Source organism: Ruegeria sp. BG3 (assembly GCF_056538485.1).
Window position 1 is genome coordinate 75,815 of the sequence record NZ_JBQFTE010000001.1, and the last position, 18,364, is coordinate 94,178.

The window sequence follows — 18,364 nt, forward strand, 5'->3', positions numbered from 1 at the left end:
CATGCAATCTCTGGTATCCTTCGCGCGCCGCATCAGTGTTTTTCCGACAGTGATGGCCTGTGTGGCGCTTTTTATCCTCATGGTCATGACGTTTTGCGACGTCATTCTTCGGTCCATATTCAACGCGCCGATCGAAGCGGCGACCGAGTTGACGCGTATTCTGATGGCGATCCTAGTATTCTCGGTGCTGCCGATGATTTCGGCTGGAAAGGGTCAAATTGCAGTCGACCTGACGGACGGGTTGTTTTCGCGACTGCGCCTAAGCCGCGCCCGGGATGCGATAGTCTATCTGGTCTCGGGCATCATGCTCTTCTGGCCCATACAGCGGGTCTGGATCCTTGCCGAACGGGCGCGGGACTATGGTGACGTGACCGAGTACCTGTCGATCCCCGTGTTCTATATCGGCTGGTTCATTGCCGCGTCCACGGCGATCACCGCTGTCGCAATGATCACAACTGGTCTTTTGCACATCTTCGCCCCCCATACTTTGTCGGAGCACCCTCAATGACTGCCGCACTGATCGGTTTTGGCCTTGTTCTTGTTCTTGTGCTTCTGCGCTTGCCGATTGTCTTTGCAATGGGCCTCGTCGGAACGCTGGGTTTTGCATACGAACGCGGAGGCAGTATTCTGTCCGAACGCGGCTTGAAGGCGGCGATGTCGATGGTGGGTCGTCAGATCACCGACACGGCACAGGACTACGGCCTTTCGGTTATTCCATTGTTTATCCTAATGGGCTTGTTCGTGAACAAGGGCGGGCTGGCGCGCGAGCTCTACGCCGTTTCAAACGCGTTTCTGGGCCATTTCAAAGGCGGGATCGCGATGGCTACGGTTGCGGCCTGTGGCGGGTTTTCGGCCATCTGCGGCTCGTCCTTGGCAACGGCGGCAACAATGTCCAAAGTCGCCATGCCGGAAATGCGCCGCTATCGCTATTCGGATGAGCTGTCGACCGCTTCGATTGCGGCAGGCGGCACGCTCGGCATTCTAATCCCGCCCTCCGTGATCCTTGTTATCTATGGCCTGTTGACCGAGACATCCATCGGCAAGCTATTTGTCGCTGGCATCATTCCCGGCGTGCTTGGCATCCTTCTGTACCTGTTTGCGGTCCGTTGGACCGTCTGGCGCAAACCCGAATCCGGACCTGCCGGAGAAAAACACGGCTGGGGCGAAAAACTGACAGCGTTGCGGTCGGTTTGGGCGGTGTTACTGTTGTTCTTTCTGGTCATTGGCGGGCTTTACGGCGCGTTTGATTTCCATCCGTTGAACCTGACCTTCAGTCCGACCGAAGCCGCTGGCATGGGTGCCATGGGGGCGTTTCTGATCGCACTGTCGCGCGGTGGGCTGACTCTGAGTTCGACCTTTGAGGTGTTGAAAGAAACAACTTATACCGCTGCCGCGCTTTTCTCGGTCCTGATCGGGGCTCAGATCTTTTCGAACTTCATCAATCTCGCTGGCCTGCCCGAGGCGCTGATTGGCCTGGTCACGGCCTATGACGTGGAACCGTTCGTGGTGATCCTGATGATCCTGGGCATCTACATCATCTTGGGCTGCGTCTTTGAATCCCTGTCGATGCTCTTGCTGACCGTGCCGATCTTTTTCCCGCTGGTGACGTCGCTGGGCTACGACCCAATCTGGTTCGGGATTGTGGTGGTTGTCGTGACCGAGATCAGTCTGATCACCCCGCCGGTTGGTTTGAATGTGTTCATCCTGAAAGGGGTGGTCGGGGACGTTTCGACTGCAACGATCTTCAAAGGTGTCACGCCCTTCTGGATCGCGGATATCTTCCGTCTGGCCCTGATCGTGCTAGTGCCCTGGCTGGTGCTGGTTCTGCCCGAACATATGGGGGCGATGGGTCACTGATGTTTTCCCTGACGGCGCTTCCCGACGGGTTTCATGAGGACCCTTATCCCACCTATGCCGCGCTGCGCGAGGATATGCCGGTTTGCCCCCAGCCCGACGGCTCGGTGATCCTGTCGCGATACGAGGATCTGGATCTGGTCTATCGGGATACGACGCGGTTCATCTCGGACAAAAAGGCGGTGTTTGGGCCCAAATACGGGGTCGACAGCCCGCTATACGAACACCACACCACAAGTCTGGTGTTCAACGATCCACCTCTGCACACCCGCGTCCGTAAGGTGATGGTCGGAGCGATGAACCCGCGTGCCTTGGCGCAGATGGAACCGGGTTTGATCCAGCTCGTCGATAGTTTGCTGGATCAGATGCAGACCAAAGGCACAGTCGAGTTGATCGAGGATTTCGCCGGGGCGATCCCCATCGAAGTGATCGGCAACCTGTTGGGCGTTCCCAGGTCCGAGCGCGAACCCCTGCGGGACTGGTCTCTGGCTATTCTTGGGGCTTTGGAACCACAATTGACGCTTGAGCAGGAAGAGTGGGGCAATCGCGCCGTCTCCGAATTCAAAGAATTTCTGCGCCATATCATTGAGGATCGAAAAGCCAACCCCGGCAATCCGGAAACGGATGTTTTGACGCGGCTGATCCAAGACGATGCGGACGGAGGCCTCACCGAGGTCGAACTTTATCAGAACTGTATTTTCATCCTGAATGCGGGGCACGAGACCACGACAAACCTGATCGGCAACGCACTGGATTTGCTAGATCGGCACCGGGATAAACGTTCGGAATTGGTGAATAATCCCGACCTGATTGCCACGGCAGTTGACGAATTTTTACGCCTGGAAAGCCCAAACCAGTTTGGCAATCGCCTGACCACAGAAGACGTAAGACTCCACGGCCATACCGTTCCGGCAGGCACGGATATTCACCTGTGCATCGGTGCTGCCAACCGCGACCCAAGGCAGTTTGACCGGCCCGACGGCATGTTGCTGGACCGCCGCCCCAACAAGCACCACGCCTTTGCCGGTGGTCCGCACACCTGCGTCGGACTGACCCTGGCCCGGATGGAGGGCAGGATAGCGGTCAATCGGTTTTTGAACCGCTTTCCAAATTATCAGGTCACAGAGGGCGCAAAGCGTGGTGGCCGAATTCGCTTTCGTGGGTTCGCCGAGCTTCCTGCGCAAGTTTGATGTGACCGAACAAGAAAATGAATCGGTCTTTTTATTGACCGACCGTACGGTAAATATTATAGCTACCATAACCGCGTACATAGGTCCGCGTAGATCATCTCAGGACTGAGGAGAGGCACATGACGATCCAACAGATTTCAAGTTTCGCGGCAGGTGAGTGGATCGCGCCGGGCGAAGGGGCCCGCAACATTGCCAGTGCTGTGACCGGTGAGGTGATCGCGACCGCTGGCAACACTGGCTTAGATGTACAGGGCATGTTGGACTATGCGCGCAACGTTGGTGGTCCGGCACTGCGTCAGATGACCTTTCATGAGCGCGCCAAGATGCTCAAGGCATTGTCGGTGCATTTGGGGCAGCACAAGCAGGTCCTGTACGGCCTGTCATTCAACACGGGCGCGACCCAATCGGATCATCTGATCGATATCGATGGTGGGATCGGTACGATGTTCGTATTTGCCTCGAAAGGGCGTCGCGAAATGCCCGATGGGCACGTTTATCTGGATGGTGACGTCGAGCAGCTGTCGCGGAATGGAACCTTTGTCGGTCAGCACATCTGCACCCCGCTGCAGGGTGTGGCGGTCCACATCAACGCGTTCAACTTTCCGGTTTGGGGCATGTTGGAGAAGCTGGCTCCGACGTTACTGGCCGGTGTTCCGGCTATCGTCAAACCGGCGACGAATTCCTGCTATGTGACCGAGTTATGCGTGCGGTTGATGCTGGACTCTGGCATTCTGCCTGCCGGGGCGCTCCAGCTTGTGACAGGTGGTCTGGGTGACATGTTGGATCGCCTGACCATGCAGGACGTGGTAAGTTTTACCGGCTCGGCCGATACTGCGCTGAAACTGCGGTCTAACCCCGTCATTCTGGAAAACTCTATCCGTTTCGTGGCGGAACAGGACAGTCTGAATTGCTCGGTGCTGGGCATTGATGCCGAACCGGGAACGCCGGAGTTTGACCTGTTCGTCAAGGAAGTACAGCGTGAGATGACCACAAAAGCGGGTCAGAAATGTACCGCAATCCGCCGGATCATCGCGCCCGAGCCGCATGTGCAGGCGGTGATCGAAGCGCTTTCCGAGCGGCTGGCAAAAACGGTTATCGGCGACCCTAGGCTTGAGACGACGCGCATGGGCGCGCTGGTCTCGAATGATCAAAAACTGGATGTGTTGGAAAAGGCTGCGATCATTTGCGAAGAGGCCGAACGTGTGTTCGGCAACCCGGATGACTTTGCCGTTGACGGCGCAGATGCCAACAAAGGGGCTTTCCTGCCGCCAATGCTGTTCCATTGTGCCAACCCGGATGCGGCACAGCGCGTTCACGACACCGAAGCTTTCGGTCCGGTCAGCACGATCATGGGGTATCGCGACACCGACCACGCGATTGAGCTGGCGAACCGGGGGCAGGGGTCTCTGGTCGCGTCGGTCATTACTCATGACCTGGATGTGGCACGCAAATTCGCTATGGGTGCCGGGGCGTATCACGGGCGGCTCTATTTCAACAACCGAGACTCGATGAAAGAGGCCACGGGCCACGGCTCTCCCCTGCCGCATATGGTTCATGGCGGCCCTGGTCGAGCGGGTGGCGGTGAGGAAATGGGCGGCGTGCGGGGCGTGAAACACTACATGCAGCGCACAGCCATTCAGGGCTCGCCTGACCTGTTGACGGCGATTGGCTCGAAATGGGTCTCGGGCGCAACCGAGATCGAAGGCCCGGCGCATCCTTTCACGCGGCGCTACCACGATCTGGCAATCGGCGAAACGATCCACACGGCGCCACGCACCGTGACGCTCGAAGATATCGAACATTTTGCGGAATTCACCGGCGATACCTTCTATGCGCATATGGATGAAGCCGCTGCGCAACGGAACCCGTTCTTCCCGGGTCGCGTCGCGCACGGATACCTGCTGCTGTCCTTCGCCGCCGGTTTGTTTGTCGAGCCTAACGAAGGTCCTGTTCTGGCCAATACAGGCTTGGATGGGTTGCGTTTCATGAAACCAGTTGCGGCCGGGGACAGCATCAAAGTGCGCCTAACCGTTAAGTCAAAGACCAAACGCAACGATCAGTATGGCGAGGTTCGCTGGCACGTTACGATGACTCAACAGGATGATGACCTTGTTGCTGAATACGAACTGCTGACAATGGTGGCCTACTGACGAAACCGGGCCGGATGGTAATTCGATCCGGCCCGCCTATACTGCAGCCATGAAAGACGCTTCCACAGACTGGTTTGACCATTGCGTTCGTCATTTGACCTCCGAAGGGTCTCTGCGGGTTTGGTCTGTGCTTGTCACGATCTTTGGCGATCTGGCGCAAAACAAATCCGATCAGATAAGCGGATCATTGATAACTGCGTTGACGAGCCTTGTGGGTATCAAAGCCGAAGCGACCCGAGTGGCATTGCATCGATTGCGCAAAGAAGGCTGGATCGAAAGTACGCGCGTTGGACGTGCAAGCGTCCATCAGCTTACGGACTATGGCCGTACTCAAAGTGCAGCCGCTGCGCCACGCATTTACGCCCGCGAAACGGCCAAACCAAACGTCTGGCATGTGCTGATGTCGAGCAACTCGGAAGCATCACGAAAGGAATTGGCCGATCTGTTGCTGACCGGGGAGTATATCTCAGTAAACCCGTCTACGGCGATGGCAGCGGGACCCATGCCGCACGATCTGGAAGACCTGCTGGGTTTTGAAACCACCGCGATTTCAGTGCCTGATTGGCTACGAGAGCTATGCGGACCAGAGCCGTTGAAAACCGCGTATGACGAGTTTTGGACATCAATCCAGGCGATCGACGATCTGCTGCCGCCGACCGGTGTGGATGATCCGATGAAAACGGCAGCTCTGCGTGTCCTCCTTGTGCACAATTGGCGCCGCATCATCTTGCGACACCCAGCTTTGCCCTCGGATTTTCTGCCAAGTGACTGGAAGGAGCCCGCTTGCCGCGAGGCGGTCTCTAGGATTTTGGGCAGGCTGCCCCGACCGCAACTCAAAAATTTGGAAGCAGAATTGAGCACTTAGGTTTTTGGGACAAAGTCCCTCCTGATATCTCAAAGGATGATGGCTTGTTTTAACAGCAAACTGATTTCTCTTTATGTTACGAGAATGTGCTAAGAAATAAAAATTCGGTAACATAAAGCTTGCCTCGAATCGATGATGGAAATATAAACCGACCATACGGTCTATGATTGAGTGTGAACGCCCGGGAGAATTCACAGATGGATGCATTCATTTGCGACGCGACGCGCACGCCGATTGGGCGATACGGCGGCGCTTTGTCGTCGATCCGCACGGATGATCTGGCGGCCATTCCGCTGGCTGCGCTGAAAGAGCGGAACCCGCAAGTCGACTGGTCCAGCGTTGATGATGTCATCTATGGTGATGCCAACCAGGCCGGTGAAAGCAACCGGAACGTCGCCCGTATGGCGGCCTTGTTGGCTGGATTGCCGGTTGATGTTCCGGGGACCACCATAAACCGCCTTTGTGCCAGCGGCATGGATGCTGTTGGAATGGTCGCGCGAGGCATCAAGGCGGGTGACTATGATGTGGCGATCGCGGGCGGGGTCGAAAGCATGTCTCGTGCACCCTTTGTGATGCCCAAGGCGACATCAGCATTCACGCGCAGTAACGCGGTTTACGACACGACTATTGGTTGGCGCTTTGTGAATCAGAAGATGAAGCAGGCCTACGGCATCGATTCAATGCCCCAAACCGCTGACAACGTTGCCGAAGACTATGGCATCAGCCGAGCGGATCAGGACAGTTTTGCCGCGCGCAGTCAGGCCCGATGGGCCGCCGCGCACGAGGCGGGGCTGTTTGCGGATGAGATCACTCCGGTCTCGGTTCCACAACGTAAAGGTGACCCGATAGTGGTCGATACCGATGAGCATCCTCGCCCGGGAACAACGGCCGACAAGCTGTCGGGCCTCAAGGGAGTGAACGGGCCCGACAAAACTGTCACGGCGGGCAATGCTTCCGGTGTAAACGACGGAGCCGCAGCCATTTTGATGGCGAATGAGGCGGCGGCCGCAAAGAATAGCCTTACTCCGATTGCACGGGTTGTGGGAATGTCGGTGGCTGGCGTCGCGCCGCGCATCATGGGGATTGGGCCCGTACCGGCCAGCCAAAAGGTTTTGGCACGGGCCGGGCTAACCATTGAACAGATGGATGTGGTAGAGTTGAACGAAGCTTTTGCGTCGCAAGGGCTGGCAACACTTCGCGAACTGGGCCTTGCTGACGACGCACCGCATGTGAACCCAAATGGCGGTGCCATTGCCATGGGGCACCCTTTGGGCATGTCCGGAGCGCGGCTGGTTTTAACTGCCGCCTATCAGCTGCGGCGGACAGGTGGGCGGTATGCTCTGTGCACGATGTGCGTGGGCGTGGGGCAGGGCGCAGCCTTGATCTTGGAACGGGTTTGATGGGGAGAGCACTGTTTTGACTGAGGCGATCCAGATAATCGACCACAGCGAACGCGTCGAGCGCCTGTTCGAGCCGTATCAAGATGTTCTCGCCGACGATTACAAGGCCTATCGGGGCCATGTTTATCGTGTGATTACCTATGCCATGCACTTCCTTAGCGGCGATGACACGCATCGTGCATTGGTCGAGACGGCCTTCGTCTACCACGATATTGGACTGTGGACGAAACACGATCTGGCATATCTGGAGCCATCCGAAGAACTGGCTCTGAGGGACAACGCTGAAAAGGGTTGGGGACTGGATCCAGAACTGCTGCGCAATGCCATTCACTGGCACCACAAGTTTACACCCTATCGCGGGCCGCATGCCGATGTGGTCAACGCCTGCCGAAAAGGTGACTGGATCGATGCGACAGGGGGCAAGGTGCGAAAAGGACTGTCACGAGATCAAGTCGCCCAGGTCGAAGCCGCCATTCCCAGCTACGGATTTGCGGATGTTTTACAGCGCTTGGCAAAAGACCTTGGTGGCTCCGCACTAAAAGGAAACATGCGGGTTCTAAGCCACGTATTCAAAATCTGATCCCATCCGAGAGGAGGAAACACGATGTACGCACAAATGGTTAAGTCTGAGGCCACAAACGATGACCCTGAAAAGCTTGCCGAGTTTCAGGCAAAGATTGACGCGGACATCAAGATCGAGCCCAAGGATTGGATGCCGCAAGGCTATCGCAAAACGCTGATCCGCCAAATCGGTCAGCACGCCCATTCCGAAATCGTCGGACAACTGCCCGAAGGCAACTGGATCACCCGCGCGCCCACGCTGGAACGCAAAGCGATCCTGCTGGCCAAGGTGCAGGATGAGGCCGGACACGGGCTATACCTGTATTGCGCGGCGGAGACACTGGGCGTCAGCCGGGACGAACTGACCGAGATGCTGCTGGACGGTCGGATGAAATATTCGTCGATCTTCAACTATCCAACATTGAACTGGGCCGATATCGGAGCGGTTGGTTGGCTGGTCGACGGGGCCGCAATCATGAACCAAGTGCCGCTGCAGCGGACATCCTACGGGCCATATTCGCGTGCCATGATCCGGATCTGCAAGGAAGAGAGCTTTCACCAACGTCAGGGATACGATGCCATTCGCAAGATGGCCGAAGGCACACCTGCGCAGAAGAAGATGGCGCAGGGTGCCCTGAACCGCTTTTGGTACCCGTCGCTGATGATGTTCGGACCCTCGGACAAGGACTCGGTGCATTCGACCCAATCCATGGCTTGGAAGATCAAAATGAACACCAATGATGAGCTGCGTCAGAAGTTCGTCGACCAGACCGTACCGCAGGCCGAATTCCTTGGCCTGACCGTCCCCGACCCGGATCTGAAATGGAATGCAGAACGCGGGCACTACGATTTCTCGGAACCCGATTGGTCCGAGTTCTTTGACGTCATCAAAGGCAACGGCCCTTGCAACACCGACCGCCTGGCCGCGCGCAACAAGGCCTGGGACGACGGACAATGGGTGCGTGATGGCCTGTTGGCGCACGCCAAGAAGAAACGCGCCGGTCAAGTGGCCGCTGAATAAGCCTGACCTGAGGAGGATACCCGATGAAAAACGAATGGCCCCTTTGGGAAGTCTTTATCCGCGGTCAGCACGGTATGAGCCACCGCCATGTCGGCTCACTGCACGCACCGGACGCGGAAATGGCGATCAAGAACGCGCGCGATGTCTACACCCGCCGCAACGAAGGCGTGTCGATCTGGGTGGTCGAAGCGAACAATATCTCGGCCTCATCCCCCAGTGACAAAGGCCCGCTATATGAGCCCAGCGAAAGCAAGGTTTACCGTCACCCGACATTCTTCGACATCCCCGATGAAGTGGGGGCGATGTGATGACCCGCGACGAAGCCTTCCTACAGTTTCTGCTAAGAATGGGTGACAACACACTCATCCTTGGTCACCGCGTGAGTGAATGGTGCGGTCATGCGCCTGTGCTGGAAGAAGATATCGCACTGGCCAATACCGCGCTGGACCTGATCGGCCAAACCCAGATGTGGCTTGGCCTTGCAGGCGAAATCGACGGCGGCCAAAGTGCCGATGATCTGGCGTTCCTGCGCGATGCCTGGGATTTTCGCAATGTTCTGATGGTCGAGGTTCCGAACGAGGATTTCGGCCGGACCCTAATGCGCCAGTTCTTGTTTGATGCGTGGCATTCGATCATGCTGGGGCGTCTGATCAAATCGTCAGACGACCGTGTCGCGGCCATTGCGGCCAAAGCCAGCAAAGAGGTCGCTTATCACCTGGAACGCTCTGGCGGCACGGTGGTTGGGTTGGGCGACGGAACGGCGGAAAGCCACGACCGGATGCAAGCGGCGCTGGACTATCTGTGGCCCTATGTGGGTGAGATGTTTGCCAGCGACGACGTGGATACCCAGATGACAGCCGCTGGCATCGCCCCCAATCCCGCCGATCTGCGCGATGAATATGACGCTTTGGTTCAGCGGGTCTTGGCGGATGCGACGCTAACGATCCCAGACAGCGATTTCGCGCATAAGGGCGGGCGTACCGGGCAGATGCATACCGAGCACCTGGGGCACTTACTGACTCAGATGCAATGGCTGCAACGCGCCTATCCCGGCGCCAGCTGGTAAACCGATATGGAACGGGTGACTACAGATCAGATATGGGACTGGCTGGATGCCGTGCCTGACCCTGAAATACCAGTCATTTCCGTGGTTGATCTGGGGATTGTGCGCGATGTGCGCTGGGATGCCGGAACCTTGAAGGTGACGGTGACACCGACCTATTCCGGCTGTCCAGCAACGTCGGTCATCAGCATGGACATTGAAACCGCGCTGCGGGATCGCGGGATCGAAGATATCCGGATCGAAACCACCATTTCGCCCGCCTGGACCACCGATTGGCTCAGCGACAAGGGCCGTGCGCGGCTGGAAGAATACGGTATCGCCCCGCCACAAACGGCAGGCGGCCCGGAGCGTTGCCCGCATTGTGGCAGTAAGGCGGTTGAGAAGGTCAGCCAGTTCGGCTCGACCCCGTGTAAGGCCCATTGGCGCTGCACCGACTGCCTGGAACCATTTGACTATTTCAAGTGCATCTGAGGAGGAGCACCGGATGGCACGTTTCCACGACCTGAAGGTCACCGAAATCCACAAAACGATCCGCGACGCGGTAGTTTTGACGCTGGAGCCCATGAATGGTGCAGCGCAAGAGTTTGACTTTACTGCAGGCCAATACCTAACGTTCCGCCGCGAATTTGACGGCGAGGAACTGCGCCGATCATACTCGATCTGCGCAGGCAAGGACGACGGTGTCCTGCAGGTTGGGATCAAGCGCGTTGATGGCGGGGCGTTCTCGGGCTGGGCGAACTCGGAACTGAATGTCGGGGACATCGTGCAGGCCATGCCGCCGATGGGCAGCTTCCACGCTCCGATCGATGCAGATTCAGAAAAGCAATATCTCAGTTTTGCCGGTGGCTCTGGGGTGACGCCTGTACTGTCGATCCTCAAAACCACGCTCGCCCGGGAACCCCAATCGCGGTTTACTCTGATCTATGCCAACAAAGGCATCAACACGATCATGTTCCGCGAAGAACTGGAGGACCTCAAAAACCTGTATATGGGGCGCCTCAACGTGATCCATATTCTCGAGACGGATTCCCAGGAAATTGACCTCTTCACCGGGCTGGTGACACAGGAAAAATGCGCCGAACTATTCAAACACTGGGTTGATATCGAAAACGTCGATACGGCGTTCATTTGTGGTCCTGAACCCATGATGTTGGGTATTGCGGCTGCCCTGCGCGAACACGGGCTGGACGACAGCCAGATCAAATTCGAACTTTTTGCCAGCGCGCAGCCCGGTCGGGCCAAGCGTAAGGTCATTGCGGCAGATGCCGGTCGGACAGACAATCAAACCAACGCGTCCATTACCCTGGATGGGTCAACCCAAACCCTGACCATCCCCAGGGACCTGTCCATTCTGGATGCTGCTTTGGAAAACGCGTTAGACGCCCCCTATGCCTGCAAAGCTGGAGTCTGTTCGACCTGCCGCTGCAAGGTGCTGGAAGGTGAGGTCGAGATGGTCGCAAACCACGCGCTTGAGGATTACGAGGTCGAAAAGGGCTATGTGCTCAGCTGTCAGGCCTATCCGATAACGGACCGTGTGGTCGTGGATTACGATCAGTAGAGGAGAGGTAGACATGACCGATACGATGACTCTCGACAGCTATTTGGCAGCGGGCGGCGTGCTGACCAACCCGTCAAATGTCCCACCGCGCTATCGCGCTGAGTTGCTGAAACTGATGGCAACCTTTGTTGACAGTGAATTGGCAGGCGCAGCCGGTTTTGCTGACGTAATTAACCTCGGGCCGGGAATAAAAGAACGCATCGCTGCCGCGAAGATCGTGCTTGAGAAAACGGATCATGCAAATCGTGTTCTGAACATTATGGGAGAGTTTGGAGCCGACACGGAACGCTACGCCAATCATCATCCTTGGACGCCACGGTTAAGCCGGGATGCGGATATCGGAGCGACTCGTTCCGAACATGATATGCGCTTGGCTGTGTTCAACTATCCGTTCTCGGGTTGGACGGATGCCGTGATCATGAATCTGCTCATGAGCCGCGCCGTCGCCGAACAACTGGCTGAGTATTCGACGATTTCCTATCAACCCCTGGCCGAGGCGTTCCGCTCAATTGCTCCGATCGAAGCACACCATGGTGAACTGGCTATCGAAGGCGCAATTAAGTTGATCGAACGAGGCGAAGCTGAGCAAATGCAGGTCTCGGTCGACTACTGGTGGCCTCGCGTCGCGGTGTCTTTCGGGGGCGACGATTCGAAACGGTTCGAGTTGTTGAAATCTCTTGGTCTGCGGCGGAATAAAAACAGTTCCCTGAGAGAACGCTGGAGCCAGACGATGGATGACGCGCTGAAGACTTTGGGACTGAAAACGCCTTTGTAAATCAATAGATTGGGGCGAGTTTGGGCCTGTCCTCTAGTCTGAGGCGAGGCCCAAATTTTAGGGATGATAGGAAATATAGCAATGTAGGGCTGGGGTTTGTCGGACGTGCCCCGACGACTGATCACAATGAGCCCTTTCTTAGCATTTCGGATTCTCGACTAAGCGGCGGTGAATGAAGAATGTTGTTCGCGATGATCCGTACTAAAACACCATCATCGTATAGCTACTGATAGATGCGGCGCATGTCAGACACGAGTTCGGGGCCTTTCGGGGCGAAGTGGTTTCCTTGGTCCCAGTACAGCCAAAACGTTGTCGAGCCGGCAACCAACAGGTCAGCTTTCCTTCGCGGCCTCCAGTGCCTGTTTTAGCGTCTCTCGATCCCCGATGTGGTTAGAGAGAATGAGAATGAGGCGCGCGTTCAGGACTTCGCTTTCCTCATCCGACAGCCCTTCATGCACTGCGATGAGGTCTGCGTAAAAATCATCGGGGGAATACAGATTTGGTTCGGTAGTCAGGGGCATCAGCTTATTCCTTTCCGCAGGCTTTAAGGACTGCTGAACGCAGTGCGGCCTCGTCGTAGTTCCGCCAGCGCGCCGCGACATGCTGATCGGGGCGGACGAGGTAGACCGCCTGGTTTTCGGACCCAAGGTAACGTTCCGCTAGTGTGTCCGAAGCCGTAAGGGACACGCTTCTGACCGTGATACCGTCGATATCGAGGCTGTTCGGAACTTCGGTGTTGAGTGCCAAAATCACGAAGTCGTTTCCTAGCTGATCGAGAAGGAAGCCGTCGCCAACCGGGGCATCCTTGCATGGAGATCCTACTCTGGACGTGTCAGGACCTCCTGCGAGGTCATCTGCTCCGTTCAGGGACGAGTGATCATAGGTACAGGGCACTGACAGACGCCCCGAGTTCACCAGAGGCCGCGCAAATGTATGGCGTTCCGCCAGGCTAAGCACAGCGTCCCGGAAATTCTTGCTTACCTTCGATTTTGGCGTGATGAAATCAGTTGAGCGGGTCGAATTCAGTATGTTTTCGTCCGCTCCGAAAATCCGTTCGTCATCATAGGTGTCCAGAAGGCTTTCCGGTGCCTTGCCCGAGATCACGAGGCCAAGTTTCCAGCCAAGGTTGTCGACGTCCTGAAAGCCGGAATTCGCGCCACGTGCCCCGAAGGGCGACACTTGATGCGCCGCGTCGCCAGCAAAAACAACGCGCCCGTGGCGGAATTTGTTCATACGTCGGCACTGGAAGGTGTAGATGGACGACCAGACCATTTCATATTCGACGTCATCGCCCAACATCGCATCCAACCGCTTGCGGATGTTTTCCTCTTTCAACTCTTCCTTGCGTTCGACATCCCAGCCGATCTGGAAGTCCACGCGCCACACGTCATCAGGCTGTTTGTGCAGCAAAGTCGAGGCGCCGGACTTGAAGTAGGGCTCGAACCAGAACCAGCGCTCTGTCGGGAACGTGTTGTTCTTCATCCGGATGTCAGCGATCAGAAAGCTGTCCTGAAAAACCCGGCCTTCAAATCCCAGATCCAGCATTTCGCGCGTTGGCGAACTTGCGCCATCGCAGGCGATCATCCAATCCGCCTCAAGCTGGTAAGGCCCGTCCGGAGTTGTGACGGACAGAACAACATGGTCGTCCTTGACGTCTACAGCTTCGACCCGGTTCTTGCCTCGGATCTCAATCGGCGCGCCGCGTTCCTGTTCCGCGCATATCGCTTCGAAAATAAACTTTTCGAAGTAGGGCTGCTGCAAGTTGATGAAGGCAGGGTTACGATGGCCGGATTCTGGCAAGAGGTTAAACTCAAAGACCTTTCGATCATCCTGAAACACCTTCCCAACATTCCAGACGACCCCTTTGTCGAGCATTGGCGCGCCACAGCCGTAGCGGTCCGCGATTTCCAGCGTTCGCTTGGCAAAGCAGATGGCACGGCTGCCCATGCCGATCCCTTCGTGATCGTCCAGAACCAACGCCGGAATACCTTGTCGACCAAGGTCCAGCGCGGCGGCCATACCGATAGGGCCGCCTCCGACTATGACAACCGGGTGGCGCACCGCAACGGGCGCGTCTTGGTCTTTTGATTTCTCATAAGGGTAAAGCTTGAAGGCGAGGGAATATCGGTCCTGAAGCATCGAAACACCTAGCTTGTTGAGTTCGGAGGAGATGAGTGGGTTCAGCCTTGCAACTGTTCCCACATTTCCAGATCGCGTTTGTCAGTCCAGATGCGAGGGTGGGCGATCCCCCGAGCTTCGTCATAGGCACGGCTGACGTTGAACGGCAGGCAGTGCTCGTAAATCGCGTAGTCTTTGAACTTAGGGTCACAGGCGTCGCGAACGGCATCCCATGCGTCTTTCAGGCTGCCGCCTTTCATCGCGACCTTCTTGGCGGGCTCGTAGGTTGAGTTGACAAAATCGCGGGTGCTTTCAATGGCCCGTTCGACCGCTTCTTTGCCGATCAGCGCGCCGCCGCGCCCCGGTGCGATGGCGTCGACGTCATAGGCTTTGATATTGTCCAGCGTCTGGCCCCAATCGGCAAAGTGACCATCTCCGCAATAGCAGGCCGAGTGGTCCTCGACGATGTCGCCGGTGAACATGACGTTCTGATCAGGCACATGGATCACCGCATCGCCTGCCGTATGCGCGCGGCCGATCTGTTTGATATCCACGCGGCGGTTACCCAGATAGACTGTCATGCTATCGCTGAATGTGGTGGTAGGCCAGGTCAGGCCTGGGATGCTTTCATGACCTTCGAACAGGCGCGGGAAACGCTGGAACTCGCTGTCCCAGTCCTCTTGCCCGCGTTCCACGACCATTGAGCGCGCCACATCCGACATGATCACTTGCGGCGCGTTGAAGGCCGAGGCGCCCAGAACGCGTACCGCGTGATAGTGTGTGAGCACAACATGGCTGATCGGCTTGTCGGTGACTTCACGCACCTTCTCGATCACTTTGTTCGCTAGGCGCGGGGTGGCCTGTGCCTCGACAATCATGACGCTGTCGTCACCGATGATGACGCCCGAATTCGGGTCACCTTCGGCAGTAAAGGCCCACAGGCCTTCGCCGATCTCATCGAAGGTGATTTTCTTTTCTTTCATGTCGCCTTGCGATGCGAATGATTTAGCCATGGGTTTCCTCCGGTGCCCGAGCGGGCGATTTTACGTGTCAGTTGCGTTTGTAAGGATCGTCAAGTGCTGCGAGGACTTGCCCCGTGCAATCGCCGAAACCGATCCGATAGCCGCCACCTATAGCGGCGCCCGTCAGGGTTAGAGTGTCTCCGTCTTCAACGAAGCTGCGGGTCTCACCGGTGTCGAGCGTAAATGGCTCCTTGGCACCCCAACTGAGTTCCAAAAGGGACCCGCGATTGTGTTTTTCGGGGCCGGAAATTGTGCCCGATCCCAGCAGATCGCCGGTATTCATCGGGCACCCGGACGTGGTGTGATGGGCCAGTTGCTGAGCCGCCGAATAATACATTTCGTTGTAATTGGTTCGGGCAATGGTTGTAGCCGCCTTGCCCTTGGGAGCCAACGTGACCGACAGGTCGATGTCGTACAGCATCGGGCCACAATCCTTCAGGTGGTCCAGCAATTCGAACTCTCGCGCTGGGGTGTTGCAGCGGAATGGCTCAAGCGCAGCTTTTGTTACGATCCAGGGACTGATCGAGGTTGCCGTGGCCTTGGCCTGAAATGGCCCCAGCGGCTGGTATTCCCAAGCCTGAATGTCGCGCGCAGACCAGTCGTTCAGCAGTACGTAGCCAAAAATGTTGTTATCCGCTTCTTGAACCGAGATCGGACCATCCGAAGGGGTTCCAACGATGGCGCCCATCTCAAGCTCAATATCGAACCGCTGCGACGGGGCAAATCGGGGCAGGGTGTCGTTTGGACCTTTCAGTTGCCCCCAGGGGCGTCGAATGTCCGTGCCCGAAACAACCACTGACGAGGCACGACCGTTGTAACCGATTGGGATGTGCAGCCAGTTCGGGGGTAGCGCGTTTTCCGGCCCCCGGAACATGGTGCCAACGTTGAAAGCATGATGTCGACCCGCGTAGAAATCTGTGTATTCGCTAACGGCGAAAGGCATATGCATCTCGGCATCGTCTTGCGAGACGAGCAGGGGCTCAACTTTATGCTGTTCTTCGGCGTCTTCGGCCAACAGGCTAATCAGCCGGTCCCGCAATGCTGCCCACACAGCCGGACCCTCTTCCATCAATGGATTCCAGAAAGGCAGATCGAAAAGAGGTTCGTCGCTCAGCGCGATTAGGGCTTCGGCCTCGGCGGAAGAGACGTCCAGTATCATATCGCCAATGGCCACGCCACAACGAGGTTCGCTGCCTTCGGTCGAAAAAACCCCGTAGGGCAGGTTGTTCAAGGGAAAAGGATGGGCTTCATCATTGGCCGATGTCACCCAAGAGTTCATCAAAGGCATTTCATATCCAGACTTTTGTCACGAGCGGATTTGTTGCTTCACTTTTTGCCGGGCGTGCCGTCGAATTTCTTTTCGATGTCTGCCCAGCAGTCAATATAGTCGTCCTGCAAGGGGGCCTCGGTCGCGGCGAAGGCGGTCAGATGCTGTGGGAAGCGGGTTTCGAACATGAAGGACATCGTGTGATCCAGCTTGTCCGGCCCCAGATTGGCGTTTGAGGCTTTTTCGAATGCTTCGCGGTCCGGGCCGTGCGGGATCATCATGTTGTGTAGGCTCATGCCGCCGGGAACAAAGCCCTGCGGTTTGGCGTCATACTGGCCGTAGATATTGCCCATCAGCTCGGACATAATGTTCTTGTGGTACCACGGCGGGCGGAAGGTGTCTTCGGCCACCATCCAGCGTTCGCGGAACAGGACGAAGTCGATATTGGCCGTGCCGGGCTGGCCCGATGGGGCTGTCAGGACGGTGAAAATCGACGGATCCGGGTGGTCGAACAAGATTGCGCCGACCGGGCAGTAGGTGCGTAGGTCATATTTGTAGGGCGCATAGTTGCCGTGCCAGGCGACCACGTCCAGCGGGCTATGACCGATCTGAGTGACGTGGAACTGCCCGCACCATTTGATCGTCACGGTCGAGGGCACCTCTCGGTCCTCGAACGCGGCGACGGGCGCTTTGAAGTCGCGCGGATTGGCCATGCAATTGGCGCCGATTGGTCCACGCCCGGGCAGTTCGAATTTCTGCCCGTAATTCTCGCAGACGAAGCCCCGGGCGGGACCTTCCAGCACTTCGACACGGTAGAGCAACCCGCGCGGCAGGATCGCGATTTCCTGTGGCTCCAGATCTATGATCCCCAGCTCGGTCACAAAGCGCAGACGACCGTCTTGCGGTACCACCAGAAGCTCGGAATCGGCTGAGAAGAAATAGTCATCCACCATCGAGTCGGTGACCAGATAGACATGGCTGGCCATGCCGACCTGTGTGTTCACATCCCCCGCCGTCGTCATCGTGCGCATGCCGGTCAACCAGGTCAGTGGCGTGTCGGAATGCGGAACCGGGTCCCAGCGATACTGGCCCAGGCTGATCACATCCGGGTCGATACAGGGCGCGGACTTCCAGTAGGGCAGGTCAATTTTCTCATAGCGATGCGAATGCTTGACTGACGGGCGAATGCGATAGCACCACGTCCGTTCGGGTGGATTGGCCGTGAAGGCCGTGCCGCTGAGTTGTTCGCCATAGAGGCCGTAGTTGCAGCGCTGCGGGCTGTTCATGCCCTGCGGCAAGGCGCCAGGCAGCGCCTCGGTCTCAAAATCGTTGCCGAAGCCCGGCATGTAACCCTTAGAAATGGTGTTCCCATCTTCAGCAACGGTCAATCCGCTATGTTTAACGAGTGCATTCATCTGGATCTCCTGCTCACTCGATTCGGCAAGACTTTGGGTTCGCAGTGAATATTTGTTGCATTTGCAACGTTGTCAATATTTTTGTTGCAGATGCAATGAAAATCT

18 protein-coding genes are annotated in these 18,364 nt (G+C 57.0%); 13 read left to right on the forward strand and 5 right to left on the reverse strand.

What is annotated here, in order from left to right; translation table 11 throughout:
- Position 1: 1 nt before the first annotated feature.
- From ACR0AI_RS00365 to ACR0AI_RS00425, 13 genes are all read left to right on the forward strand, one after another.
- Positions 2-508 carry a TRAP transporter small permease gene (locus tag ACR0AI_RS00365; RefSeq protein ID WP_480671513.1) on the forward strand — a complete coding sequence of 169 codons (507 nt, stop codon included), beginning with the start codon at positions 2-4 and terminating at the stop codon, positions 506-508.
- On the forward strand, positions 505-1,857 hold the full coding sequence (locus ACR0AI_RS00370) for a TRAP transporter large permease (RefSeq protein ID WP_480671511.1): 1,353 nt from the start codon (positions 505-507) through the stop codon (positions 1,855-1,857). Before ACR0AI_RS00365 ends, ACR0AI_RS00370 begins: the two co-directional genes overlap by 4 nt.
- Positions 1,857-3,044 (forward strand): cytochrome P450, encoded by a 1,188-nt coding sequence (locus ACR0AI_RS00375; RefSeq protein ID WP_480671509.1) that lies wholly within the window; start codon positions 1,857-1,859, stop codon positions 3,042-3,044. The genes ACR0AI_RS00370 and ACR0AI_RS00375 overlap by 1 nt, the downstream gene beginning before the upstream one ends.
- Positions 3,045-3,163: 119 nt before the next feature.
- The gene (gene paaZ / locus ACR0AI_RS00380; protein WP_480671507.1) at positions 3,164-5,194 is read left to right on the forward strand and encodes a phenylacetic acid degradation bifunctional protein PaaZ; all 2,031 of its coding nucleotides are present in this window, start codon (positions 3,164-3,166) and stop codon (positions 5,192-5,194) included.
- Positions 5,195-5,321: 127 nt separating this feature from the next.
- Positions 5,322-6,059, forward strand: a complete 738-nt coding sequence (locus ACR0AI_RS00385) for a PaaX family transcriptional regulator C-terminal domain-containing protein (RefSeq protein WP_480701229.1) — start codon at positions 5,322-5,324, stop codon at positions 6,057-6,059.
- A 197-nt stretch (positions 6,060-6,256) separates the two neighbouring features.
- Positions 6,257-7,459: a 3-oxoadipyl-CoA thiolase gene (gene pcaF, locus ACR0AI_RS00390; protein WP_480671503.1), complete on the forward strand. Its 1,203-nt coding sequence runs from the start codon at positions 6,257-6,259 to the stop codon at positions 7,457-7,459.
- A 16-nt stretch (positions 7,460-7,475) separates the two neighbouring features.
- Entirely contained in the window at positions 7,476-8,039 is a 564-nt protein-coding gene (locus tag ACR0AI_RS00395) for a hypothetical protein (RefSeq protein WP_480671501.1), read from the forward strand.
- A gap of 24 nt (positions 8,040-8,063) precedes the next feature.
- On the forward strand, positions 8,064-9,041 hold the full coding sequence (gene paaA, locus ACR0AI_RS00400; protein WP_170681172.1) for a 1,2-phenylacetyl-CoA epoxidase subunit PaaA: 978 nt from the start codon (positions 8,064-8,066) through the stop codon (positions 9,039-9,041).
- Positions 9,042-9,064: 23 nt separating this feature from the next.
- Positions 9,065-9,349 (forward strand): 1,2-phenylacetyl-CoA epoxidase subunit PaaB, encoded by a 285-nt coding sequence (gene paaB, locus ACR0AI_RS00405; protein WP_142639870.1) that lies wholly within the window; start codon positions 9,065-9,067, stop codon positions 9,347-9,349.
- Entirely contained in the window at positions 9,349-10,107 is a 759-nt protein-coding gene (gene paaC / locus ACR0AI_RS00410) for a 1,2-phenylacetyl-CoA epoxidase subunit PaaC (protein WP_480671498.1), read from the forward strand. The genes paaB and paaC overlap by 1 nt, the downstream gene beginning before the upstream one ends.
- Positions 10,108-10,113: 6 nt before the next feature.
- The gene (gene paaD / locus ACR0AI_RS00415) at positions 10,114-10,575 is read left to right on the forward strand and encodes a 1,2-phenylacetyl-CoA epoxidase subunit PaaD (protein WP_480671496.1); all 462 of its coding nucleotides are present in this window, start codon (positions 10,114-10,116) and stop codon (positions 10,573-10,575) included.
- A 13-nt stretch (positions 10,576-10,588) separates the two neighbouring features.
- Positions 10,589-11,662 (forward strand): 2Fe-2S iron-sulfur cluster-binding protein, encoded by a 1,074-nt coding sequence (locus ACR0AI_RS00420; protein WP_480671494.1) that lies wholly within the window; start codon positions 10,589-10,591, stop codon positions 11,660-11,662.
- A gap of 13 nt (positions 11,663-11,675) precedes the next feature.
- Positions 11,676-12,437: a Phenylacetic acid catabolic protein gene (locus ACR0AI_RS00425; RefSeq protein ID WP_480671492.1), complete on the forward strand. Its 762-nt coding sequence runs from the start codon at positions 11,676-11,678 to the stop codon at positions 12,435-12,437.
- Positions 12,438-12,769: 332 nt separating this feature from the next.
- Here ACR0AI_RS00425 and ACR0AI_RS00430 read toward each other — a convergent pair whose 3' ends face one another.
- From ACR0AI_RS00430 to hmgA, 5 genes are read right to left on the reverse strand one after another with little or no spacing between them, the layout of a single operon-like run.
- A complete protein-coding gene (locus ACR0AI_RS00430; protein WP_480671490.1) occupies positions 12,770-12,958 on the reverse strand; it encodes a DUF2783 domain-containing protein in 189 nt (62 codons plus the stop codon).
- 4 nt (positions 12,959-12,962) lie between these two features.
- A complete protein-coding gene (locus tag ACR0AI_RS00435) occupies positions 12,963-14,576 on the reverse strand; it encodes an FAD-dependent oxidoreductase (protein WP_480671488.1) in 1,614 nt (537 codons plus the stop codon).
- 41 nt (positions 14,577-14,617) lie between these two features.
- Positions 14,618-15,568: an MBL fold metallo-hydrolase gene (locus ACR0AI_RS00440; protein ID WP_480671486.1), complete on the reverse strand. Its 951-nt coding sequence runs from the start codon at positions 15,566-15,568 to the stop codon at positions 14,618-14,620.
- Positions 15,569-15,605: 37 nt separating this feature from the next.
- Positions 15,606-16,865 carry a fumarylacetoacetase gene (fahA, locus tag ACR0AI_RS00445; protein WP_480671484.1) on the reverse strand — a complete coding sequence of 420 codons (1,260 nt, stop codon included), beginning with the start codon at positions 16,863-16,865 and terminating at the stop codon, positions 15,606-15,608.
- A 38-nt stretch (positions 16,866-16,903) separates the two neighbouring features.
- Positions 16,904-18,259 carry a homogentisate 1,2-dioxygenase gene (gene hmgA, locus ACR0AI_RS00450; RefSeq protein WP_480671482.1) on the reverse strand — a complete coding sequence of 452 codons (1,356 nt, stop codon included), beginning with the start codon at positions 18,257-18,259 and terminating at the stop codon, positions 16,904-16,906.
- Positions 18,260-18,364 lie beyond the last annotated feature (105 nt).

Bases quoted from the DNA above. Each gene is read 5' to 3' on its own strand.
- paaA (WP_170681172.1), top strand. From the start codon at position 8,064: ATGTACGCACAAATGGTTAAGTCTGAGGCCACAAACGATGACCCTGAA.
- ACR0AI_RS00430 (WP_480671490.1), bottom strand. From the start codon at position 12,958: ATGCCCCTGACTACCGAACCAAATCTGTATTCCCCCGATGATTTTTAC.
- hmgA (WP_480671482.1), bottom strand. From the start codon at position 18,259: ATGAATGCACTCGTTAAACATAGCGGATTGACCGTTGCTGAAGATGGG.
- ACR0AI_RS00425 (WP_480671492.1), top strand. From the start codon at position 11,676: ATGACCGATACGATGACTCTCGACAGCTATTTGGCAGCGGGCGGCGTG.
- paaD (WP_480671496.1), top strand. From the start codon at position 10,114: ATGGAACGGGTGACTACAGATCAGATATGGGACTGGCTGGATGCCGTG.
- ACR0AI_RS00375 (WP_480671509.1), top strand. From the start codon at position 1,857: ATGTTTTCCCTGACGGCGCTTCCCGACGGGTTTCATGAGGACCCTTAT.
- ACR0AI_RS00435 (WP_480671488.1), bottom strand. From the start codon at position 14,576: ATGCTTCAGGACCGATATTCCCTCGCCTTCAAGCTTTACCCTTATGAG.
- ACR0AI_RS00440 (WP_480671486.1), bottom strand. From the start codon at position 15,568: ATGGCTAAATCATTCGCATCGCAAGGCGACATGAAAGAAAAGAAAATC.
- ACR0AI_RS00370 (WP_480671511.1), top strand. From the start codon at position 505: ATGACTGCCGCACTGATCGGTTTTGGCCTTGTTCTTGTTCTTGTGCTT.
- paaZ (WP_480671507.1), top strand. From the start codon at position 3,164: ATGACGATCCAACAGATTTCAAGTTTCGCGGCAGGTGAGTGGATCGCG.
- ACR0AI_RS00365 (WP_480671513.1), top strand. From the start codon at position 2: ATGCAATCTCTGGTATCCTTCGCGCGCCGCATCAGTGTTTTTCCGACA.
- paaB (WP_142639870.1), top strand. From the start codon at position 9,065: ATGAAAAACGAATGGCCCCTTTGGGAAGTCTTTATCCGCGGTCAGCAC.
- fahA (WP_480671484.1), bottom strand. From the start codon at position 16,865: ATGCCTTTGATGAACTCTTGGGTGACATCGGCCAATGATGAAGCCCAT.
- pcaF (WP_480671503.1), top strand. From the start codon at position 6,257: ATGGATGCATTCATTTGCGACGCGACGCGCACGCCGATTGGGCGATAC.
- paaC (WP_480671498.1), top strand. From the start codon at position 9,349: ATGACCCGCGACGAAGCCTTCCTACAGTTTCTGCTAAGAATGGGTGAC.
- ACR0AI_RS00420 (WP_480671494.1), top strand. From the start codon at position 10,589: ATGGCACGTTTCCACGACCTGAAGGTCACCGAAATCCACAAAACGATC.